Consider the following 22,235-nt stretch of genomic DNA (forward strand, 5'->3'; position numbering starts at 1 on the left):
CGGCAGCACGGCAGCACGGCAGCACGGCAGCACGGCAGCACGGACGAGCCAATCCCCTCGTCCCCCTGCCAAGCAACCCCGCGCCGCGCCGAGTCGTCCCAACGCGGTCCTAAATCAGCCCGTTCCGCACCGCGTAAGCCGCCGCATGGGCGCGGTTTCGTACTCCCAGCCGGGCCATCAGGTCGTACAGCGCGTTCTTCACCGTGTGTTCCGACCAGCCGAGCTCGGCCGCGATCTCGCTGTTGCTGTACCCCTCGGCGACGAGCCGCAGCACCCGCAGCTCGCGTTCGCCGAGCTGCGGCCGGTACGCCGCCTCGCCGTCCACCCGTCCAGTGTAGGAGATCCGCTCACCCCGGCAGCTCCGAACCGCGCGTGCCCGGGGCTGTCGCGACCGTGTGCACGACCTGGACGAACCGGTCGGCCATCGTCTTCGCCGCGGCTTCGGTGAACAGGGCCCGGTCGTAATGCAGCGTCCCGGCCAAGCCGTCGGGATGCTCGCGGACCGTCACCAGCACGTCGAACGGATTCCCGCCCTGTCCGGCCCGCCACGGCTCGGCGCGGATCCCGTCGAGCCGGAGCCGGTCCGCGAGCGAGCCGAGCGACTGGAACGCCACCTGCGCCACCGGATTCCGGCTCAGGTCGCGCGGCGGACGCAGCGCTGCCACGACCTGGTCGAACGGCACGTCCTGATGCCGGAACCCGCCGACCACCGCCTCCCGCACCGCGGCGAGCACCTCCGGATACGCCGGATCGCCGGGAACCCGTACCCGCAAGGCAAGCGTGTTCACGAACAGCCCGATCACGTCTTCCGCCTCGACCGACGGCCGGTTGCCCGCGAAGGTGCCGACGACGAGGTCGTCCCGCCCCGTCACCCGGCGCAAGTCGAGGACGAACGCGGCGAGCAACGCCATGAACCCCGTCGCACCTGCCTCCGTGGCCACGGTTTCGAGCGCGCTGATGATGTGCTGTGGCACGGAAAACTCGACGGTGCCTTCCAGCTGCGCTTGCCGAGCCGGTCGCGGGAGGCTGTCCGGAAGTTCGATCGCCGGCGGCGCACCTGCCAACGCCGACTTCCAGTATTCGAGACCCGTCTGGTCCAGCGCGGCATGAACCGGGGCCAGCTCCGGCAGCGCGGACGCCCGCCCTGCGTAGCATTCGGCGAGGTCGCGCCAGAAGATCTCCATCGAAGTGTCGTCGGCGATGATGTGGTGGATCACCGCGAGCAGCGTGAACCGTCCTTCCTCGCCGCGGACCACCGTGCACCGCAGCAACGGCCCGCGCGCCAGGTCGAACGGCTGGCGAAGCTCCGCGTCGACGACCTCCTCCGCCGAACCGTCCACCACCGTCAACGGAATCTCGCCCTCAGCGGACACCACCAACTCCGGTTCGCCGCGACGGCTCCGGAACGTCGTCCGCAAGGTCTCGTGTCGCTGGACCACTTGCGCCAACGCGCGCCGCAATGCCTCGACGTCCAGCTCTCCAGTGCACCGGTAAGCCTCGTACATAGTGTACATCACGGACGGCCCGGACAGTTGATCCAAAAACCACATCCGTTGCTGCGCCGCCGAAATCTCACTCGGTCCACTATGGACTTCCGCAATGGACGGTGCCCCCGCGACCAATTCCGCCAGCTCCGCGACCGTCGGCGCAGTGAACAGATCCGCGACAGACAACCGCCGCCCCGTGCTGCGCGAGACCCGCGCACAGATCCGGGTAGCAGCCAGCGAACGACCGCCAAGCTCGAGAAACGGATCATGGATACCGACCGGACTCACCCCGAGCACGTCCGCCCAAATCTCGGCAATCGCCGCCTCCGTCTCATTCCGGGGCTCGACATAGACGACCGCCAACGCCGGACGAGTGCCGTCCGGCGCAGGCAGCGCGTTGCGGTCGATCTTGCCGCTCGGCGTGAGCGGGAGCGCGGCCAGCGACGTCCACACCGCCGGAAGCATCGACTCCGGCAGAGTACGAGCCAGATGCGCCCGCAACTCAGACGTCGACAGTGCCGTTCCAGCACGGTAAACGCAATAAGCGACAAGCCGATCCTCGTGCACCGCAGCCACTGCAGCAGCAATCATCGGATGCGCATGCAGCGCAGCCTCGACCTCGCCAAGCTCGATCCGGTTGCCGTGAATCTTGACCTGATGGTCGAACCGGCCCAGATACTCGAACGCCCCGTCCGCCCGCCGCCGCGCGCGGTCGCCGGTGCGGTACAGCCGCTCCCCCGGGGTCTCCGCGAACGGATTGGGCACGAACTTCTCCGCCGTCAACGCCGGACGGTTCAGGTAGCCGCGCGCCAGTTGCACCCCCGCGATGGTCAACTCTCCGTCGAGCAGGTGGACGCGAGTGTTCGCGATCGGGTGACCAATGGTGACCGTCTCGCCCGGCAGGCACCGCGTCGCTGTGACGTCCACTGACGCCTCTGTGGGCCCGTAGAGATTATGCAGCTCTGCGCCGACCAGCCGGTGGAACCGCTCCGCCAGCTCGTCCGGGAGCGCCTCGCCGCTGCACAACACTCGCCGCACCGGCAGTTCCGGGACCGATCCGGCCAGGAACGCGCGCAGCATCGACGGCACGAAGTGTGCTGTGGTGATCCGTTCCGCGACGAGAACGTCCGCGAGATACTCCGGATCGCGGTGCCCTCCCGGACGGGCCATGACGAGCGTCGCGCCGACGGAGAGCGTCCAGAAGAACTCCCACACCGACACGTCGAAACCGAATGGCGTCTTCTGCAGCACACGGTCTTGGGGCGTCAGGCCGTATTCGTCCTGCATCCACCGCAGGCGGTTGACGATCCCGCGATGCTCGATCACCACGCCCTTGGGCTTGCCGGTCGACCCCGATGTGTAGATGACGTACGCCGCGTTCTCCGGCCGGACTACGACCTCCACCGGCTCCCGGGATTCGCCGAGCCCGGTGAGATCACCCGGCTCGACGACGATCTCGGCACCCGAATCCTCGATCATGAACCGCAGCCGGTCCTCGGGATAGTCCGGGTCCAGGGGCAGATAGGCTGCTCCTGCCTTGAGAATGCCGATTAGCGCGACCACCATCTCGACGCTGCGCTCCAGCCGAACCCCGACCACCGACTCCGGCCCCACCCCACGCGCCCGCAGCCAATGCGCCGCCTGATTCGACAGCTCATCCAGCTCCACATAGGACACTTCCCGGCCGTCGGCGACCACCGCGACTTCACCGGCAGCGACACCCTCGGCCACCATGTCCAGCAATGTCTCGCTCATACGTCCTCATTCACCGCCGCACGTGGACGGATCGTCGCCCGAGCCGCCGGTTGCTGAGCGAAGCGCCGACAACCAGCCATCCGCCAGAGCCCGCACCGCCCGTTCATACGTCCTCACTCACCGCCGCACGCGGACGGATCGTCACCCGAGCAGCCGGTTGCTGAGCAAGCCGCGGATAACCGGCCACCGCAGCGGCGAGGGATTCGATAGTCGGATGGTTGAAGAGAGCCCGCACCGGGACGTCGGCGTCCAGGGCCGCGCGCAGCCGGACTGAGATCCGGGTTGCGGCCACGGAATGTCCGCCCAGGTCGAAGAAATCGTCCTGCACGCCGATCCCGTCCGTGCCTAGCACCTCCGACCACACACCGGCGACCAGCTCCTCCACCGGTCCGCGCGGAGCGACGTGCGGGCGTTCGCGCACCGCCGGTTCCGGAGCGGGCAATGCGGCTCGGTCCAGTTTCCCGGCCGGAGTGCGCGGTAGTTCCGGCAGCAGTACGAAGCCGCTGGGCACCAGGTAATCCGGCAGCACGCCGGAGAGTCCTTTTCGGACGTCCGCAATGGACAGTGCGACCTCAGCTACGACGTAGGCGGTCAGTTCCCAGCCATCGGCGGAGGGGGTCGGCTGCACGGCGGCATCGCGGATCCGCGGGTCGGCCCGCAGCACGGCCTCGACCTCGCCCGGTTCGACTCGGTGGCCGCGGACCTTTACCTGGTCGTCGGCGCGGCCGAGGATCTCCACCGATCCGTCCGGCCGTCGACGCGCTAGGTCGCCGGTGCGGTAGAGCCGTCCGCCCGGGTGGAGTCCGTGCGGATCCGGTGCGAACCGTTCCGCGGTCAGGCCGGGGCGACCGGCGTAGCCGCGGGCCAGGCCGTCGCCGCCGATCCACACTTCGCCGACCACTCCGAGCGGCACCGGTTCGAGGTCGTCGCCGAGCAGGTAGACGTCCGTGTTCGCGACGGGTTCCCACGAGACGACGCTGTCCCCGTCCAGTTCGGCGACGGTGGACCAGATCGTCGTTTCGGTCGGGCCGTAGAGATCCCACAGCCGCGCCCCGCCCGCGGTGAGCCGTCGTGCCAGGTCGTCCGGCAGCTTCTCGCCGCCGGCGAACACGGTCAGCTCAGCAGGCGGAGTCCAGCCCGCATCGACCAGCAGCCGCAAGCCCGACGGCGTCGCCTGCACGACCGACGGCGCGGTCCGCTCGATCAACGCGGCCTGCCGCTGCGGATCGATGCACTCCTCGGCGGTCGCGACGATCACCTGCCCGCCGACCAGCAGCGGCAGGTACAGCTCCAGCGCCGAGATGTCGAACGAAACCGTGGTCAACGCGAGCACCGACGCACCCGGCGCGAGACCGGGCCGTTCCCGCATCGACAGCAGGAAGTTCGCCAGCGCGCCGTGCCCGATCTGGACGCCCTTGGGCTGCCCGGTGGAGCCGGACGTGTAGATGACGTAGGCGAGTTCGCTGCCCTCGGGCCGTGGCGCGGGAACATCCGCCGGGCACGCCGGGCACGCCGCGATCGCCGCCGCGTCGCGGTCGAGCAGCACTACCGAACAGCCGGTCCCTTCCAGCAACCCCGTCAGCGACTCTTCGCTGAGCACCACCTCCACTCCTGAATCGGCCAGTACGTAACCAACCCGCTTCGCCGGATAGCGCGGATCGACCGGCAGGTACGCGCCTCCCGCCCGGTGCACGGCGAGCAACGCGACGAGCAGGTCCGGACCCCGGTCGAGCAGCACCCCGACCAGCGCTCCGCGCCGAACTCCTTGTTCCTTCAGATACCGCGCAAGCTTAGCGACCCGCACCGACAATTCTTGATAAGTGAGCGTCACGTCGCCGCACCGCAGCGCCAAAGCATCCGGGTGCGCCACCGCGGTGGCCTCGAACAGCTCCGGCAGCATCCGACCAGCGGGCTCGGTCCGCGATGGATTCCGCAGCAGCGCAGCCCGATCCGCCGCAGGCAGCCCAGACCGGCGTGGCTCGGAGGTCGGCGCAGCAACGATCCGTTCCAGCACATGCCGATAAAGCCGAGCGAGAAACTCCAGATGCGCAACGGCGACCCGGAAAGTGAATGCCTCCAGCACAAACGCACCGGGCACGGTCGAGACGGACAGGCCGAACTCGTTGGGCGTGCTGTCGGCGACCTCGGCCAGGTCGACCAGCGCGTCCGTGAGGACGTGCATGTCTGTGTGGTTGAAGAAAACGTCGACGAGCGGCACCTGCCCGCCCCACGCGGCCTGCATCGCGGGCAGCGGGAAATGCCGGTGCGGCCACATCGCGGTCTCTTCCGCGAACACCGCGCGAGCCAGCTCCGGCCAGTCGCGCGCGTCCGCCGGCACCGCGAACGGCACGGTGTTCAGGAACATCCCGCGAGCCTGATCGCCGCCCGCGCGCTCGAGCCTGCTGTTGGTCACCACGCCGGTATGAAACGGCCGGTCGTGCCCGGAAATCGTTCGCAGCACAGTGAGATGCGCGGCCAGCAGCAAGCTCTTCAGCGGCACCCCGGCCGACGAAGCCACCGCACGCAACCGAGGCGTCAGGTCGTCGAACGGCACCCGCACCGTGCGGTAAATCCCGTCGTCCTCGCCCGCCCAGCCCGACGGCACAGCGAACCGCTCAGCCGCGCGCAGCCGGCCTGCCCAGAATTCGCGGTCCACAGCGGACTCCAGCGACTCCCGTTCCCGGGCGACCGTATCCGCGAACCGGACCGGCGGCGGTGCGACCGGCTCCGCCGCGCGGGTCCGATAGTCCTCGAGCAACTCAGCGACCAGCGAATTCTGGCTCCAGCCGTCGAGAATCGCGTGTACATAGCTGAACGACAGCCGCCATTCGCGCTCGGCGAGCCAGTGGACGTGCAGACGCAGCAGCGAAGGGCTGAGCAGATCGAACCCGCGCGCCCGGTGCTCCCGTATCCGCGCGGCCTGCTCCTCGGCGGGCAACGCGCGCAGATCGTCGCAAGTCACGTCCAGGACGGCGGTCTCGTGCACCCGCTGCAGCGGCGGAACCGCGGCGAAGTCGATCGAGGTACGCAGGATCTCGTGCCGCGCGACGAGCCGGTCCGCTGCCTGTTGCAAGGCGTCTAGACGGAACTCCTCGTGCACCGGGTACCCGAGCTGGTTCAGATAGAGCCCGCGGTCGGCCCCGGCGAGCATCTCGTGCACCATGCCTGCCTGCGCGAGCGACAGTGGATAGGCGTCGGTCACGTCGGCTGGCAACGCCTCGCGCTGACCGGCGGCAAGCTGCGTGAACGGCTCGACCGCCTCGATCGCGGCCGCTGGACCGCCGAGCCCCGCGGCGAAGTCGGCCACCCGCTGTCGCCGGAAGAGGTCCGCAACGCTCGCCTCGATTCCCTCCGCGTTCAGCAGTCCCACGGCGCGGATCGCCCGCAGAGAATCGCCGCCCAGCGCGAAGAAGCTGTCCTCCGCACCGACCCGGTCGACGCCAGTCGCCGCCGCGAACGCGCGGGCTACCGCTGCCTCCGCCGGAGTACGCGGCGCGATGTAACCGTGGCTCGTGCGCGCTCCGTCCGGGGCGGGCAAGGCGTTGCGATCGATTTTGCCGCTGGCGGTCAGCGGCAACGCGTCTAGCGCGAGCCATACCGACGGCAGCATCGGTTCCGGCAGCGTGCGCGCCAGATAAGCACGCAATTCGGCCGGGTCGGGAGTGCGTCCGGGCTCGGCGACGAAGTAGCCGACCAGCCGGTCGTCGTGCACCGCGGCCGCCGCCGCGCGCAGGTCGGGATGGGTCAGCAGGGTCGCCTCGACCTCGCCGAGTTCGATCCGGTTTCCGTGGATCTTGACCTGGTGGTCGAGCCGCCCCCGGTACTCGATCCGTCCGTCGGGCAGCCGCCGGGCGAGGTCGCCGGTGCGGTACAGCCGTTCGCCGGGCTGCCGCGCGAACGGGTCCGGGACGAATTTCTCGGCGGCCAGCGACGGCCGGTTCAGGTACCCGCGCGCCAGCTGCACCCCGGCGATGACCAGCTCGCCGGGCACGCCGACCGGCACCTCGCGCAACTCGGCGTCCACCACGTAGACCCGGGTGTTCGCGATCGCGCGGCCGATCGTGACGGGCTCCCCCGGGAGGCATCGCGTCGCCGTCACATCGACCGAAGCTTCGGTCGGCCCGTAGAGATTGTGCAGCTCGGCGTCGATCAGCTGATGGAACCGCTCCGCCAGGTCGTCCGGGAGCGCCTCGCCGCTGCACAGCACCCGGCGCAGCGACGGCACCGGGCCGGACAGGAACGCCCGCAGCATCGACGGCACGAAGTGGGCGGTCGTGATCCCTTCACTCATGACCTCGGCGAGATAAGCCGGATCGCGGTGACCTCCGGGACGGGCCATCACGAGCGTCGCGCCGACGGACAACGTCCAGAAGAACTCCCACACGGACACATCGAAACCGAACGGAGTCTTCTGCAGCACCCGATCTTGGGGTGTCAGGCCGTATTCGTCCTGCATCCACCGCAGTCGGTTGACGATCCCGCGATGCTCGATCACCACACCTTTGGGCCGCCCCGTCGACCCCGAAGTATAGATCACATACGCCGCGTTTTCCGGCCGCACAATGACATTCACCGGGTTCCGGGGTTTGTCGAGAGCAGTGAGGTCGCCCGGCTCAATGACCACCTCCGCGCCGGAATCCTCGATCATGAACCGCAACCGGTCCTCGGGATAATCCGGATCCAGCGGCACATACGCCGCCCCGGCCTTGAGAATCCCGACCAGCGCGACCACCATCTCCAAGCCGCGCTCCAGCCGAACCCCGACTACCGACTCAGCACCCACCCCACGCGCGCGAAGCCAATGCGCCGCCTGATTCGACAACTCGTCCAGCTCCACATAGGACACTTCGCGACCATCGGCGACCACCGCGACTTCACCGGCAGCAACACCCTCGGCAATGAGCGACAGCAACGTCCCACCCGCAAAGGGAACGTCTGTTTCGTTCCACCCACCCAATTCGGCCTTCTCGGCTGCGCTCAGGCAAGGCAGGTCCGCCAACAGTGCACCAGGATTCGCGACGATACCGCGCAGCAATTCGGTGAAATGCCCGCCAATCCGCTCCACAGTGGACCGATCGAACAGCGCGACCGGATACTCCAGCACGGCGTCCAAGACACCGTCCGGCCGCTCAGTCACTTCCAGCGTCAGGTCGAATTTCGCGCTGTGCCAGGGAGAATGAACTTGCTCGCCGCGCAGTCCGACTGCCTCGAATCCGGCGTCGGCGGTGTTCTGCAACACGAGCATGGCTTGGAAAAGCGGATTGCGGGACAGATCGCGGTCCGGCACCAGCTCGTCGGCGAGCCGTTCAAACGGCGCGTCCTGATGGGAATACGCATCGAGCGTGTCCTGACGAACGCCGTCGAGGAAATCCGCGAACGACACCGAACCGTCCACAGTGGCCCGCAGCACCAGGGTATTCAGGAACAGACCGACCAAATCCTGCGCCTCGGCCCGCGTACGCCCGGCGACCGGCGTGCCGACAGTGACATCTGCCTGTCCCGAATACCGGCTCAGCAGAATCTGATACGCGGCCAGCAGCACCATAAACGTGGTCGCCCGATGCGCCCGGCCGAGCGCGGCGACGGCGGACCCGAGTTCGGCGTCCACGGTGAATCGCAGAATGTCACCGCGCGGATCGTGCACGGGCGGGCGCGGGCGATCCGTCGGGAGGGTGAGCGGCACAACCCCGTCGAGCCGTCGACGCCAGAACTCGACTTGCTCGGTCACTCGCTGACTGGCCGCCTGCTCCCGTTGCCAGGAAGCGAAATCGGCATACTGGACCGGCAGCTGCGGCAAAATCTCCCCGCGGTACAGCGCCTCGAGTTCCCGCGCGACGACGGACGTCGACCACCCGTCGTACGCGATGTGGTGCACGACGAGCAGCAGAACGTGCCCAGTCGCGGACTGCCGAAGCACCCGAACCCGCAACGGCCGGTCCCGAGCCAGATCGAACGGCACCGAGGCCGCTTCCCGGGTGACCGCCTCGACGTCCTCCGCCGGGACGTCCTGCACGGTCAGATCGACCCCGGGTTCCCCCACGACTTGTTCCGGCACGCCATCGCGTTCGACGTAGGTGGTGCGCAGGATTTCGTGGCGCTCCACGATCGTCCGCCAGCACGTCCGCAGGCGCTCGACGTCGAGGGGGCCGCGCAGCCGCCACGCCGCGGTCACCACGTACTCGGTGCCGCCGGGATGGAGCCGGTCCAGCACCCAGACCCGTTGCTGGGCCGGGGAAAGCGGCAGCGGACGGCTGCGATCGGCCCGGAGCGCGGGAGCCGTGCGGACCGGGACCGGGACCGAGCCCGGGTCCGGGGCCGCGGCCAGGTAGCGCTCCAGCAGCTCGTCGCGCCGGGACTGTTCGGTGGTCATCGCTCCCCCTGCGGGTCGATCGACGGGGCTGGTCGGCGAACGGCGGCGGCTAGGCCGGAGCGTCCGCCCGCATCCGCTCCCGCAGGCTTTTCGGCCGCATGTCCGTCCACACCTGGTCGATGTGGTCGAGGCACTCCTGCTTGGGCCCGCGCTTCCCCTCGTACCGCCAGCCCGCCGGCAGGTCGCGGCCGACCAGCCAGATCGAGTACTGCTCCTCGTCGTTCAGCACGACGCCGTAGGTGCGTTCGTCCTCGCTCATCCGGGTCCTCCTCGTCCTCGCGCCGGGCACACCCGTCCCGTCGCGAGCCGAGCCTTCCCGCGCGGGCGGCGGGGCGGCAGAGAAGAACGCGCAGCAACGAGCGCACCGTCCCGCCTCTGGACCCGCCGGACGGGAACCGCCACCCTGGCGCCATGACCATGCCCGGCGACCTGCCGCTGTCCTTCTCGCAGGAAAGACTGTGGTTCCTCGACGCGTTGCGGCCCGGCGGGACCGAGTACCTCCTCCCGCTGACGCTGCGAGTCCGCGGCAAGCTGGACGTCGCCGCGCTGAGCTGTTCGCTCGACGCGTTCGTCGCCCGCCACGAGGTGCTGCGGACGCGGTACCGCAGCCGCGAAGGAGTGCCGGTCCAGGTGGTCGGCAAGCCGCAGCCGGTACCGCTGCCGATCGAGGGCGTCACGGAAAGCGAGCTGGACACCGTGGTCGCGGCTGAGCTGGCAGTGCCCTTCGACCTCGCGACCGACCTGCCGCTGCGGGCCCGGCTGCTCCGCCTCGACGCGCGCGAGCACGTTCTGCTGATCGTCGTGCACCACATCGCCTTCGACGGCGCGTCCTGGGATGTCCTCGCCGCCGAACTCGCCGAGCTTTACCGCGCGTTCCACGCCGGCACCCTGCCCGAGTTGCCCGCCCTGCCCGTCCAGTACGCCGATTTCGCGCTCTGGCAACGGGAAGACGCCGAAACCCGGCTCGCGGGTCAGCTCGCCTACTGGCGCGAACGGCTCGCCGGGCTGACCCCGCTGGAGCTCCCGGCGGACCGTCCGCGCGGACCGGTGTGGGACCCGGCAGGCGCGGCGGTCCGGGTCGAGGTCCCCGCCGCGCTCGCGGAACGGCTCACCGCGCTCGGCCGGTCCCGCCGGGCGACGCCGTTCATGGTCCTGCTGGCCGCCTACCAGGTCTTTCTCGCCCGGCACACCGGCGGCACGGACATCGCCGTCGGCTGCCCGGTCGCCGGGCGCGCGCCAGCCGAGGTCGAGGGGCTGGCCGGATTCTTCGTCAACACCCTCGTGTTGCGGGCCGATCTCGGCGGCGACCCGGCGTTCACGACGTTCCTCGACCAGGTCGCCGGGACCGCGCTGGACGCCTTCGGCAACCAGGACGTCCCCTTCGACTGGCTCGTCGGCGAGTTCGAACCGGACCGCGATCTCTCCCGCAACCCCCTGGTCCAGGCGTTCTTCGGCCTGCACGAGGTGCCGGAGCAGCGGTTCCGGCTGCCCGGGCTGGCCGTCGAGGAGTCCGATGTGGACTGGACGGCCGCGTCGTTCGACCTCGGACTGCAATTCGAGCACCGTCCGGACGGCTCGCTGACCGGCACTCTCACCTACCCGACCGCCCTGTTCGAGCCCGCCACCGCGCACCGGCTGGCCGCCCGCTTCCAGTGCCTGCTGGAGAGCATCGCCGACCGTCCGGCACAGCGGCTGAGCGAACTGAACCTGACCCCGGCCGCGGAACTCGCCCTGCTGTCCGAATGGGCCTGGACCCCGGGCTACGCGGTGGCACCGGGCTGTTTCCCCGACCTGTTCGCCCAGCGAGCAGCCGAAACCCCGGACCGCCTCGCCGTCCACTGCGCCGGCCGGGAACTCACCTACGCTGAGCTCGACGCCGCTGCCAACCGGCTCGCCCGGCACCTGCGCGCGAGCGGGCTCGGCCCGGAATCGACCGTCGGCGTCTGCCTCGAACGGAGCGTCGACGCGGTAGTCGCGCTGGTCGGCGTGCTGAAATCCGGCGCGGCGTATGTCCCGTTCGATCCGGCCAACCCGCCCGACCGGCTCGCCTATCTCGTCGAGGACGCCCGCACCGCCGCAGTCGTCACCGAGGACCGCTATGCCGGGCTGTTCGCCGACACCGGCTGCCCCGTCGTCTCCCTCGATCAAACCGCGGATTCCTCTTCGGACAGTCCTTATTGGACAGTCGAACCGGACCATCTCGCATACGTCATCTACACTTCCGGCTCGACCGGACGGCCGAAAGGCGTCCAGATCCAGCACGGCTCCTACGCCGAACACGCCCAGGTCATCGCCCGCGAATATGGAATCACCGCGGCCGACCGGGTGCTCTCGCTCGCGTCGCTGGCCTTCGACGGTTCTCTGGAGCAGATCGGCGGCCCGCTGCTGGCCGGCGCGTCGGTGGTGCTGAGCGACCCGCTGTTCTGGGAGCCGGAGGAACTCGCCGACCAGCTCGGCAGGCACCGGATCACCAGCGTCAACCTCACCCCGGCCTACTACCGCGAACTGCTCGGCGTGCTCACGCCGCGCGATCCGCGGGTCGCGTGCCTGAACATGGTGAACGTCGGCGCGGACGTCGTCACCACCGAAGACGCCCGGCGCTGGCGCGAACTGCAGTTGCCCGGGCGCTTCGTGGCCTGCTACGGCCCGACCGAGGCAACGATCTCGAGCACGCTGCAATGGGCCGACGACGCCGATCTCGACGCGCCGACCCTGCCAATCGGCCGCCCGGTCGCCGCGACCGGCGCGTACGTGCTCGACCCCGCCGGACGCCCGGCTCCGGTCGGCGTCCCCGGCGAACTGCACCTCGGCGGCCTGCGCGTGGCGCGCGGCTACCTGCGCCGTCCCGCGCTGACCGCGGACAAGTTCGTGCCGGACCCGTACTCGACCGGCGCCCGGCTGTACCGCACCGGCGACCTCGCCCGCTTCCGCTCGGACGGGACCATCGAGTTCCTCGGCAGGCTCGACCGGCAGGTGAAGATCCGCGGGTTCCGGATCGAACTCGGCGAGATCGAAGCCGCCCTCGACGCCCATCCCGCGGTGCGCGCGGCCGCTGTCGTGGTGAAAGATCTGCCGGAGCGGACCTTGGTCGCCTATGTCGTCGCGGCTTCCGGCGAGCCGGATTTCGCCGCGCTGCGGGCGAGCCTGCGGTCACAACTGCCGGACTATCTCGTGCCGGCGCAGTGGGTCGCGATGGCCGCGCTGCCGCTGACGCCGAGCAAGAAGGTGGACCGCGCCGCGCTGCCGGACCCGTCGGCCGGCGACGCGGTCCGAGCGGAGCCGATCGCCGAGCCGTCTTCCGCGACCGAGCACGCGCTCGCCGACATCTGGCGGGAAGTGCTGCGGGTGGAGGAAATCAGCGTCCACGACGATTTCTTCCGCATCGGCGGGCATTCCCTGCTGGCCACCCGGGTGCTCGCGCGGATCCGGAAGAAGCTGGGCGTCCGCGTCTCGCTGCGGGACCTGTTCGCCGCTCGGACGGTCGCCGAACTGGCTGTGGTCATCGAGCAGACCTGAAATCCATTGCTCCGCGGCGGGTGCCGGAGAGCCACCCGCGCTGGTGAACCTTGTGCTGGACAACAAAGACACCGCGGTCACCTACGCGGCCGCAGAAGCCTTGCTCCGGCGATTCGACGCCCTCGACCTCAGTCTGCCGGCTACCGCGACGACCAATCCAGACCACCTGGACCTACCCGGCGATCAGCGAGGTTTTGGAAGTCAACTCCCCGCGATCGCGACGCGGCCGCCGAAATGCGCTCACGCACAGCAAGGACGAGGAGGTGCGGCGCGGCGCGGCGCGACACACCTCCTCGAGGAAATCAAGAGCATCAGCCCGGTCCTCATCTCCAGGAGCCATGACCGAGCTCACCCCAGCGCGCGCTGAACCTCCACATCGGACAGAGCCGCCACATACTCCGCCACCGCCTGATGCACCTCAGCCGCCAACAGCTCCACCGTCGACGCCTCGAACACCGTGCGCACCGGCAACTCCACCGGGAACCGCTCCCCCAGCAACGCGACCACCCGCGTCGCCAGCAGCGAATGCCCGCCCAAATCGGCGAAGAAATCGTCGTGCACGCCGACCCGTTCGAGGTCCAGCAGCTCCCGCCACACCTCCGCGACGGCTTCCTCGACTGGCGTGCGCGGCGCGACGAACTCCGTCACCGGCGCAGACGGCTCCGGCAACGCCGCGCGGTCCACCTTGCCGTTGGGCGTGATCGGCAGCTCGTCGAGCCAGGACCACAACGACGGCACCAAATGCGCGGGCAACCGGGCGAGCAGGAACTCCCGCAGCTCGGCCGCCGCGGGGCGCGAGGCCACCACGTGCGCTGCCAGGACTCGGTCGCCGTCGCGTTCGTGCGGCACCACCACGGCCGACCGCACCAGCGGATGTGCCGTCAGCGCCGCTTCCACCTCGCCTGGTTCCACCCGGAAACCCCGGATCTTGGCCTGCTGGTCCAGCCGTCCGAAGAAGGCGAACGTCCCGTCCGGCCGGAGCGCGACCTCGTCGCCCGTGCGGTAAAGCCGTCCACCGCCGCCAGCCGGGTCGGGCACGAACCGTTCCGCCGTCAGCGCGGGGCGACGGAAATAGCCGCGCGCGACCCCGGGGCCGCCAAGCAGCAACTCGCCACGCGTACCGGGCTCGACCGGCACGCCGTCGGGATCGGTGACGTACGCGTGCGTGTTCGCGATCGGCTTGCCGATGGGAATCGGCCCGGCGGTGTCGGCGACCGTCATCCCGCGGTGCGCGCAAGCGAAAGTCGTGCACTCGGTCGGCCCATAGCCGTTGCTCATCTCGGCCCCGAGTTCTTCGATCACCCGCCGCGCCTGCACCGGCGGCACGACGTCGCCGCCGGCGATGACGTGCCGCACCCCGGCCAATGCGGTGACCCGGTCGTCCACCACGTGCCCGAACAGGCCGGAGCTGAGCCACACCGTGGTGACCCCGAACCGGCACACCGCCTCCTCGATCGACGCCGCGGTCGGCACGCCCGGCGGCAGCACCGCCAGCGTCGCGCCGGTGGCGAGCGCGCCCCATAGCTCGAACGTCGAGACGTCGAAGCACAACGACGTGAGCAGCAGGAACACTTCTCCCGCACCGAAATCGGCGAACCCGGAGCCGTGCACCAGCCGGACGACCCCGCGGTGGGTCACCTGGACGCCCTTCGGCAGACCGGTGGAGCCGGAGGTGTACATCTGGTAGATCAGGTTGTCCGGCACGACATTCGCGTCCGGCGTAGTGTCCGGCCAGCCGCTGAGGTCCGCTTCGTCAGCGAGGACGACTGTCGGCGCGGCCTGGACGCGGTCCGCGAGCGCCCGTTCGGTCACCGCGACCGTCGCGCCGGAGTCGCCGAGCATGAACGCGAGCCGCTCAGGCGGATAGCCCGGGTCAAGCGGGACGTAATAGCCGCCCGCCTTGAGGATGCCGAGCATCGCGACCAGCAGCGTCGTCCCGCGCTCCAGGCACAGCGCGACCGGCGTCTCCGGACGGATTCCCCGCGCTCGCAACAGATGCGCGAACCGGTTGGCGCACCGGTCCAGCTCGCCGTAGCCGAGCCGCTCGTCGCCGTACACCACGGCCGCGGCCTCCGGTGCCGCTGCGGCGTGCCGGGCGAACAGCTCGTGCACGCACAGGTCGGGCAGCGGCACGTCCGCGCCGCGTTCAGGCTGCAGGGTCATGAAGGCGTCCTCCCGCGTCGAACGGTTCCGACTGGAGCATGACCAGCAGCCGGCGCGCGGGCCAGAGACGAACGCGCAGAAATCCCCGCAGGGTCAGCGTTTCAGCGGCCGCCGGACCCCGAGTCACGCGCTCCAGCCGAACAATCCGGCCAGCAGCGCCGCCGACGCCGCCAGCAGCGCCAGGTCGACCGGCAACGCGTCCGGGTCGAGCACGTCCGCCCGATGCGGCGCGACGATGCCCGCCCGGTCCTCGACGACGTCGACCTTCTCGCCGGTCTTCATCCGCGACTTCACCGACAGGTCATCGACCAGCAGCGTGCCGTCCGGCCGGTCGACCCGCGCGGTGCAGGCAGTGCCGCCCTTGACGCGATGGCATTCGGAGGACACCGCGATCGCGCGGTATCGATCGCCGGTCGCCGCGACGTAACCGACCGCCGTCACCCCGACGGACACGAGGTAGAAGCCGGTCAGCAGGAAACCGCCGACGTCGCGAGCGCGGCGAGCAGAACCCCGAAAAGCAAGCCCGCCGCGGCCGCCACCGAGCTCGAGCTGACGAACCCCACCGCAGCCCCCGCGCCGAGCACCACCACCGCGAGCCAGCACCACCCGGCACGCAGAGCGACGACCCGACCGCTCGCCGCAGCTTTTCCCGGGCCGGAATCCCTTGCCGCAGCGGGCTTTCTCGTGGACACGCGGGAATGATGACACGGCGGACCCGCCGCCGTACGCCGATCGCGGATTACCGGCGCGCGTGCTGCCCCTCGGCCGGAGCCCGGAAGAACGACCGCGCCGGCAGGAGCAATCCCGCCAGCGATAGCACCACGAAGACCACCTGGTGCACGTGGTCCGTCCCCGGCGGCAGCCGGAACACCAGATGCGCCAGCCAGAACACCGGGTAAAACCACAACGCGAACCACGCCCACCGTTCTCCGGCGCGGAACGGGAACATCGCGATCAGGCCGCCGAACAACCCGAGCCCGGCGGTGGCGAGCGCGTCGGTGCGGTAGAGCAGCGCGTCCCCGGCGGGCGGCGCGATGGCGACCACGATCCCGAACGCGAGGATCCCCGCGCTGACCACGGTGAGGGCGATCCAGCTGATCCGCATCGGTGAGCCACCGTTCATCCGGCGAATTTACTCCGCTTCCGCCGGTTTCGGCCCGCTCAGCCGTCATCTTCCCGGCGGGCACGAACAGCCCGCCAGAGACGTGGCCACCCAGACCGAAGCGACCCGGCCGATGCGGGGTTCGCGGTCCGTGAAGGACTCCTTGAGGGAATCTGGTTCCCTCAAGGAGTCCTTCACGGAACTCATGACACGGGCCCCTCCGGCAGCACACAAGCCAGCCGACGCACCGCCTTCTTCACCGCCGCTACCGACATTCCGCGCTCGTGCCGTTGATTCTGGTACAGATCGGGCGCCAGCGGAGCCAGCAGCACGTCCGGCAGCGCCTCGTCCTTCAACCCGGCCTCGCGAACCTGCGCCGCCACGAAAACCCGCCAGAACCCGTACGCCCCGGTCTGATACCGCCGCGCGCCGGTCTCCGCGCCCAGTGCCAGCGGCAAATGCCGCTCCAGCAAATCGATCATCGCGTCGTAAAACGCCACCAGTCGTTCCCGCGGCGCGGCGCCCGGTCCGAGCGGCGGCGGTCCGGACAGCATCGCTTCCTGCAGTCGCCGCTCGTGCTCATCGAGCAACGCGACCGCCACCGCGGCGACGCTGTCGTAGCGCCGGTAGAGCGTCCCGCGTCCGACTCCGGCCGCCGCGGCCAGGTCGCCCATCGTGATGTCCGGGCCTCTCGTGGCGAACAGCTCCTCGGCCGCGGCGAGGATCCGCTGCCGGTTCGCCGCGGCGTCCGCCCGTTCGGTCACTGGCTTGCTGTTCACCCCGTCACTGTATCTGGACAGCGTGTCCGGATCGAGTACAGTCATAAGTGGACACAGTGTCCACATAACTGATTGGGGGCAGCTTCATGCACTCGTTCACGCTCGCCGGCCGCACCGTGCGCCGGATCGGCTACGGGACCATGCAGCTCGCGGGGCCGAAAGCCATGGGCGAACCGGCCGATCCCGAGCGCGCCAAGGCCGCCGTCCGCGCTGCCGTCGACGCGGGGATCCGGCTGATCGACACGTCCGGCTACTACGGGCCCGAAGTCGCGAACCGCCTGCTCGCCGAGGCGCTGCGGCCCTATCCGGAGGACCTGCTCATCGCCACCAAGGTCGGCGCGCGCCGCAGTCCGGACGGCGGGTTCGTCGCCGACGCCGCGCCGGAAGCGGTCAAAGCGGCCGTCCGGGACAACCTCGCGCAACTGGGCGTCGAACGGCTTCCGTTGGTGCACGCCAGGTTCATGCCCGACAGCACCGTCCCGTGGGCGGACACCGTCGGGGCGCTCGCCGAACTGCGCGACGAAGGACTGCTCGGACACGTCGGCGTCTCGAACGTCACCCTCGATTTGCTGGACCAGGCGCACGCGGTCACGCCGATCGCGTCCGTCGAGAACGAGTACCACGTCGGACACGCCGGCGGCCGGGACGTCCTCGACGCGACCACGGCCGCCGGGATCCCGTATCTGGCGTTCCGTCCGCTCGGGAACGGAGCATTGGCCGGAGAGGGCTCGCCGGTGGCCAAGACCGCCCGGCAGCTCGGCGTTTCGGCGGCGACGCTCGCCCTCGCCTGGCTCCTGGACCTCGCGCCCAACGTCGCCGTCATCCCTGGCACGAGCGACCCCGCCCACCTCGCCGACCTCGTCGCCGCGCAGGAACTCGCCCTGCCGTCCGCTGTCCGCGCCGCGCTCGACGAGGCATGACGATGGGCTGGATCGCCGTTTTCGCGGCCGGGCTGCTCGAAATCGCCTGGGCGCACAGCATCCGCCTGACCGACGGCTTCACCAAACTCGTCCCGACGCTCGTCTGCGGGGTGCTCACCGTCCTCGTGCTGTACGTGCTGAACGTCGGCATGAAGACGGTCCCGGTCGGGACGGCGTACGCGGTGTTCGTCGGGATCGGCGCGGTCGGCACCGCGGTCGTCGGCATTTTCTGGCTCCGCGAACCGGTCAGCGCGGCGCGGATCCTCGCGCTCGCCCTGATCGTCGGCGGGGTCGTCCTGCTCCAGTTGACCTCCCGGACCGCGTGACAGCCGGGCCGGTCCCGCACACGACCGGCCCGGCCCCGGAGTTCCGCGGCCCGGAACCGCTTAGGCCCATCGGGCGTCACCCGTCTGCCGGCATCGTCCACAGGCTGTCGCCATCCGTCATCCGCCCGTGTCCGCGGCGGCATCGAACGAGGCCCGGCGACCGGCGTGCGAACACCCCGCAGGAGCGGTTTCCTAGGCCAGAAGAGGCACGCCGGACCGCTCCCGCCAGCCCGCGAGTGAATTCCCGCGAATCGTCTTGTCCGGGGAAAAGAATCCTCGCTAGCCTCGGACGCAGAGGGAGAAAAGCCGAGCGCCTCGCGCCGAGACGAAGCGCGCCGGCACAGTTCGCCGCGTGACGGCCGGAAATTGCGGTCCAAAAGGGAGTACATGATGACGTCTGTTGCCCGTCCGGTTGCCCGCACCGCGTATCAGCAGTCGGTCGCCGACTACTGGAACGCCGAAAAGGATCCGGTCAACCTGCGCCTCGGCGACGTCGACGGGCTTTACCACCACCACTACGGCATCGGCGACTACGATCCGTCCGTCCTGGACGGACGCGGGGAAAAACGGGACAAGGCGATCATCGCCGAGATGCACCGGCTGGAGACCGCGCAGTCGCAGTTTCTGTTGCAGCACCTGGGAGACATCGATCCCACCGCCCGGTTGCTCGACGCCGGCTGCGGACGCGGCGGCACGAGCGTGCAGGCGCACCAGCGGTTCGGCTGCCGGGTGGACGGCATCTCCATTTCCGAGCAGCAGGTCGATTTCGCCAATGAACAGGCCCGGCTGCGGGAAATCGACGATTCGGTGCGATTCCATCTCCGGAACATGCTCGACACCGGATTCGAAAGCGGCGATTTCGCCGGGATCTGGAACAACGAAAGCACGATGTACGTCGATCTGCACGAGCTGTTCGCCGAACACGCGCGCCAGCTCGCGCCCGGCGGGCGATTCGTGACCATCACCGGGTGCTACAACGACCTGACCGGCGGGCGTTCGCGCGCGGTGAGCCAGATCGACCAGCATTACATCTGCAATATCCACGCGCGCGGCGACTATTTCAAAGCGCTCGCCGCCAACGGGTTCGTCCCGATCAACGTCGTGGACCTGACCGAGGCGACCATCCCGTATTGGGAGCTGCGCGAGCAGTCGTCCGTCGCGACCGGCATCGAGGGGCCGTTCCTGACCGCCTACCGCGAGGGCAGCTTCCACTACCTGCTCATCGCCGCCGACCGCGTCTGAGCGGGCCGACATGTCCGGAATCGCAGCGGTCCGGCCCCACCCCGCGCTGGCTGGCCCGGCCGGGCTGGGGACCTCGGCGGCGCGGATCGCGGCCCAGTTCGCGCCGCCGCGCGGGACCGATCCGGCCTACGCGGAGCGGGAATGGGGCGACGGCAGCGCGTCGCCGCTGTACTGCCCGGTCGTGCGCCGGGTCGACGAGCCGCTCGCCGAGGAGGTGGACCGGCGGCTCGTCGCGTGGGCGCGGGACTGCGGGTTCGAGGGCGAGGGGCTGGACCAGATCGCGCAGGCCACGTTCGGCAGGCTGGTGATGCTCGCCCACCCGGATACCTCCGACCCCGACCGGCTGCTGATCGCCGCGCAGCTCAACGCGGTGTGGTGGGCGGCCGACGACTACTACGCCGACGACAGCTCCCTCGGCGCCTCGCCGACCGAGCTCCCGCCGCGGCTGGCGCTCGTCATGGCCGCGATGGACCCGGTCGCGCCCGCGGGCGAGTTCTCCGAGCCGCTGGAGGAGGCGCTGCGGGCCGATCCGATCCGGGTCGGGTTCCGCTCCGCGGTCGACCATCTCGGCAGGCACGGTTCGCCGGTGCTGGTCCAGCGGGTCTGCTACTCGACCTTCGCGATGTTCGTCAGCTGGGACGCCTACGCCGCGTGGCGCCACACCGGCCGCTATCCGCCGGCCTGGGAGTACCTGGCGGCCCGCCAGCACGACAGCTTCTACACGTCGATGACGCTCGTCGACGCGGTCGGCGGGTACGAACTGCCCGCGCCGTTCTACTACGACCCGCGCGTGCGGGAGGCGATGATGCGCGCGGGCACCGCGACGGTCCTGGTCAACGACCTCCATTCGGTGGCCAAGGACGCGGCCGACGAGAACCCGGTCTGCAACATGGTGCTGCAGATCGCCGCCGACCGGGGCTGTTCGGTCTCCGAGGCGGTCGAGACCACGGTCGCGCTGCACAACCGGATGGTGCGCGAGTTCGAGGAGGGGCACCGTGCCCTGCTCTCGGTCCCGTCGCCGGAACTGCAGCGCTTCCTCGCCGGCGTCCGGGACTGGATGGGCGGCGGCTTCGAATGGCACGCCACGAATCCTCGCTACCGATCCTGACCCGCATCCCTGATCCCAGGCTTCGCAACCCAGACAAGGTGGTTTCGCTGTGACTGTCACCGACCCGGTCGACTCCGCGGACGTGGAGGACCAGGAACCCTTGAGCCTAGGCCGCGCGGCGGCGCGGCAGCTGGCCACGACGACGAAGTCCGTGCCGCAGATGCAGGGCATCAGCACGCGGTGGCTGCTGAAGGTGCTGCCGTGGGTCGAGGTGTCCGCGGGCACGTACCGCGTCAACCGGCGGCTGTCCTACACCGTCGGCGACGGCCGGGTCACGTTCGTGACCAGCGGCTCCGAGGTCCGGGTCATCCCGCCGGAGCTCGGGGAGCTCGCGCCGCTGCGCGGATTCGAGGACGAGGAGGCGCTGGCCGAGCTCGCCGGCCGGTTCGAGCAGCGCGAATACCAGCCGGGCGACGTGCTGGCCGAATTCGGCAGCCGCGCCGACCAGGTGTTCCTCGTCGCGCACGGCAAGATCACGAAGGCGGGCGTCGGCGCCTACGGCGACCAGACCGTGCTGGGCACGCTCGTGGACGGCGACTACTTCGGCGAGAACGTGCTCACCACCTCGGACGGGATCTGGGAGTACACGGCGAAGGCGGTCACCTCCGCGACCGTGCTGACGTTGTCGCGTCAGGAATTCGAAGGCGTGCTGAACCGCTCGGACCCGCTGCGCGCGCACCTCGACGCCTTCGTCGCGGGCGGCGGCACAGCCCGCAACGAACACGGCGAGGCCGAGATCGCCCTCGCCGCCGGCCACGACGGCGAACCGCAGCTGCCGGGGACGTTCGTCGACTACGACACCTCCCCGCGCGAGTACGAGCTGAGCGTGGCGCAGACCGTGCTGCGGGTCCACAGCCGGGTCGCCGACCTCTACAGCGAACCGATGAACCAGACCGAGCAGCAGTTGCGGCTCACCGTCGAGGCGCTGCGGGAGCGGCAGGAGCACGAACTCGTCAACAACCCCGATTTCGGCCTGCTGAACAACGCCGACTTCGACCAGCGCGTGCCCACCCGCACCGGCCCGCCGACGCCGGACGATTTCGACGAGCTGCTGTCGCTGGTGTGGAAGGACCCGGGGTTCTTCCTCGCGCACCCGAAGACGATCGCCGCGTTCGGGCGGGAATGCAGCAAGGCCGGGATCTACCCCGGTTCGGTCGACCTAGGCGGCCACCAGGTGCCCGCGTGGCGCGGCGTGCCGATCCTGCCGTGCAACAAGATCCCGGTCACCGAGACCCGCACCAGCTCGGTGCTGCTGATGCGGACCGGCGAACAGTCCCAGGGCGTCGTCGGGCTGCACCAGACCGGGCTGCCCGACGAGTACCAGCCGGGCCTCAACGTGCGGTTCATGGGCATCAACGAGCAGGCCATCCTGTCCTACCTGGTCTCGGCCTACTATTCCGCCGCCGTCCTCGTGCCCGACGCGCTCGCCGTGCTGGAAGCCGCCGAAATCGGCCGGGAGGGCTGAGC

General features: G+C 69.9%; 15 protein-coding genes. 6 read left to right on the forward strand and 9 right to left on the reverse strand.

What is annotated here, in order from left to right; all coding sequences use genetic code 11:
• Positions 1-109 precede the first annotated feature (109 nt).
• The 4 genes from EIZ44_RS45615 to EIZ44_RS22430 all read right to left on the reverse strand — a co-directional run bounded on the left by EIZ44_RS45615 (position 110) and on the right by EIZ44_RS22430 (position 9,871).
• Positions 110-325, reverse strand: a complete 216-nt coding sequence (locus EIZ44_RS45615) for a response regulator transcription factor (RefSeq protein ID WP_009077456.1) — start codon at positions 323-325, stop codon at positions 110-112.
• 22 nt (positions 326-347) lie between these two features.
• Positions 348-3,242 (reverse strand): non-ribosomal peptide synthetase, encoded by a 2,895-nt coding sequence (locus EIZ44_RS45170; protein ID WP_134730990.1) that lies wholly within the window; start codon positions 3,240-3,242, stop codon positions 348-350.
• Between the two features lie 103 nt (positions 3,243-3,345).
• Entirely contained in the window at positions 3,346-9,612 is a 6,267-nt protein-coding gene (locus EIZ44_RS22425) for a non-ribosomal peptide synthetase (RefSeq protein ID WP_134730992.1), read from the reverse strand.
• A 49-nt stretch (positions 9,613-9,661) separates the two neighbouring features.
• Positions 9,662-9,871, reverse strand: a complete 210-nt coding sequence (locus EIZ44_RS22430) for an MbtH family protein (protein WP_134730994.1) — start codon at positions 9,869-9,871, stop codon at positions 9,662-9,664.
• A gap of 152 nt (positions 9,872-10,023) precedes the next feature.
• Here EIZ44_RS22430 and EIZ44_RS22435 point away from each other — a divergent pair, with 152 nt between their 5' ends.
• The gene (locus EIZ44_RS22435) at positions 10,024-13,128 is read left to right on the forward strand and encodes a non-ribosomal peptide synthetase (protein WP_134730996.1); all 3,105 of its coding nucleotides are present in this window, start codon (positions 10,024-10,026) and stop codon (positions 13,126-13,128) included.
• A 348-nt stretch (positions 13,129-13,476) separates the two neighbouring features.
• Here EIZ44_RS22435 and EIZ44_RS22440 read toward each other — a convergent pair whose 3' ends face one another.
• The 5 genes from EIZ44_RS22440 to EIZ44_RS22460 all read right to left on the reverse strand — a co-directional run bounded on the left by EIZ44_RS22440 (position 13,477) and on the right by EIZ44_RS22460 (position 17,217).
• The gene (locus EIZ44_RS22440) at positions 13,477-15,291 is read right to left on the reverse strand and encodes a non-ribosomal peptide synthetase (protein ID WP_134730998.1); all 1,815 of its coding nucleotides are present in this window, start codon (positions 15,289-15,291) and stop codon (positions 13,477-13,479) included.
• Between the two features lie 123 nt (positions 15,292-15,414).
• Positions 15,415-15,744, reverse strand: coding sequence for a hypothetical protein (locus tag EIZ44_RS22445; RefSeq protein ID WP_134731000.1), 330 nt, complete (start codon positions 15,742-15,744; stop codon positions 15,415-15,417).
• Between the two features lie 14 nt (positions 15,745-15,758).
• Positions 15,759-15,983, reverse strand: a complete 225-nt coding sequence (locus EIZ44_RS22450; RefSeq protein WP_134731002.1) for a hypothetical protein — start codon at positions 15,981-15,983, stop codon at positions 15,759-15,761.
• A 47-nt stretch (positions 15,984-16,030) separates the two neighbouring features.
• Positions 16,031-16,414, reverse strand: a complete 384-nt coding sequence (locus EIZ44_RS22455) for a hypothetical protein (RefSeq protein ID WP_134731004.1) — start codon at positions 16,412-16,414, stop codon at positions 16,031-16,033.
• A 182-nt stretch (positions 16,415-16,596) separates the two neighbouring features.
• Entirely contained in the window at positions 16,597-17,217 is a 621-nt protein-coding gene (locus EIZ44_RS22460) for a TetR/AcrR family transcriptional regulator (RefSeq protein WP_134731006.1), read from the reverse strand.
• 41 nt (positions 17,218-17,258) lie between these two features.
• On the opposite strand from EIZ44_RS22460, the gene EIZ44_RS22465 reads away from it, so the two are divergent.
• From EIZ44_RS22465 to EIZ44_RS22485, 5 genes are all read left to right on the forward strand, one after another.
• Positions 17,259-18,092 carry an aldo/keto reductase gene (locus EIZ44_RS22465; RefSeq protein WP_134731008.1) on the forward strand — a complete coding sequence of 278 codons (834 nt, stop codon included), beginning with the start codon at positions 17,259-17,261 and terminating at the stop codon, positions 18,090-18,092.
• Entirely contained in the window at positions 18,089-18,418 is a 330-nt protein-coding gene (locus EIZ44_RS22470) for a DMT family transporter (RefSeq protein ID WP_308196555.1), read from the forward strand. Before EIZ44_RS22465 ends, EIZ44_RS22470 begins: the two co-directional genes overlap by 4 nt.
• Positions 18,419-18,808: 390 nt before the next feature.
• Positions 18,809-19,660 carry a geranyl diphosphate 2-C-methyltransferase gene (locus tag EIZ44_RS22475; protein ID WP_037813061.1) on the forward strand — a complete coding sequence of 284 codons (852 nt, stop codon included), beginning with the start codon at positions 18,809-18,811 and terminating at the stop codon, positions 19,658-19,660.
• Positions 19,661-19,670: 10 nt separating this feature from the next.
• On the forward strand, positions 19,671-20,768 hold the full coding sequence (locus EIZ44_RS22480; protein WP_051728961.1) for a family 2 encapsulin nanocompartment cargo protein terpene cyclase: 1,098 nt from the start codon (positions 19,671-19,673) through the stop codon (positions 20,766-20,768).
• Positions 20,769-20,817: 49 nt separating this feature from the next.
• On the forward strand, positions 20,818-22,233 hold the full coding sequence (locus EIZ44_RS22485; protein WP_037813062.1) for a family 2B encapsulin nanocompartment shell protein: 1,416 nt from the start codon (positions 20,818-20,820) through the stop codon (positions 22,231-22,233).
• Positions 22,234-22,235 lie beyond the last annotated feature (2 nt).

The sequence above is a fragment of the Amycolatopsis nivea genome (assembly GCF_004522235.1).
Taxonomy (GTDB): Bacteria; Actinomycetota; Actinomycetes; order Mycobacteriales; family Pseudonocardiaceae; genus Amycolatopsis; species Amycolatopsis nivea.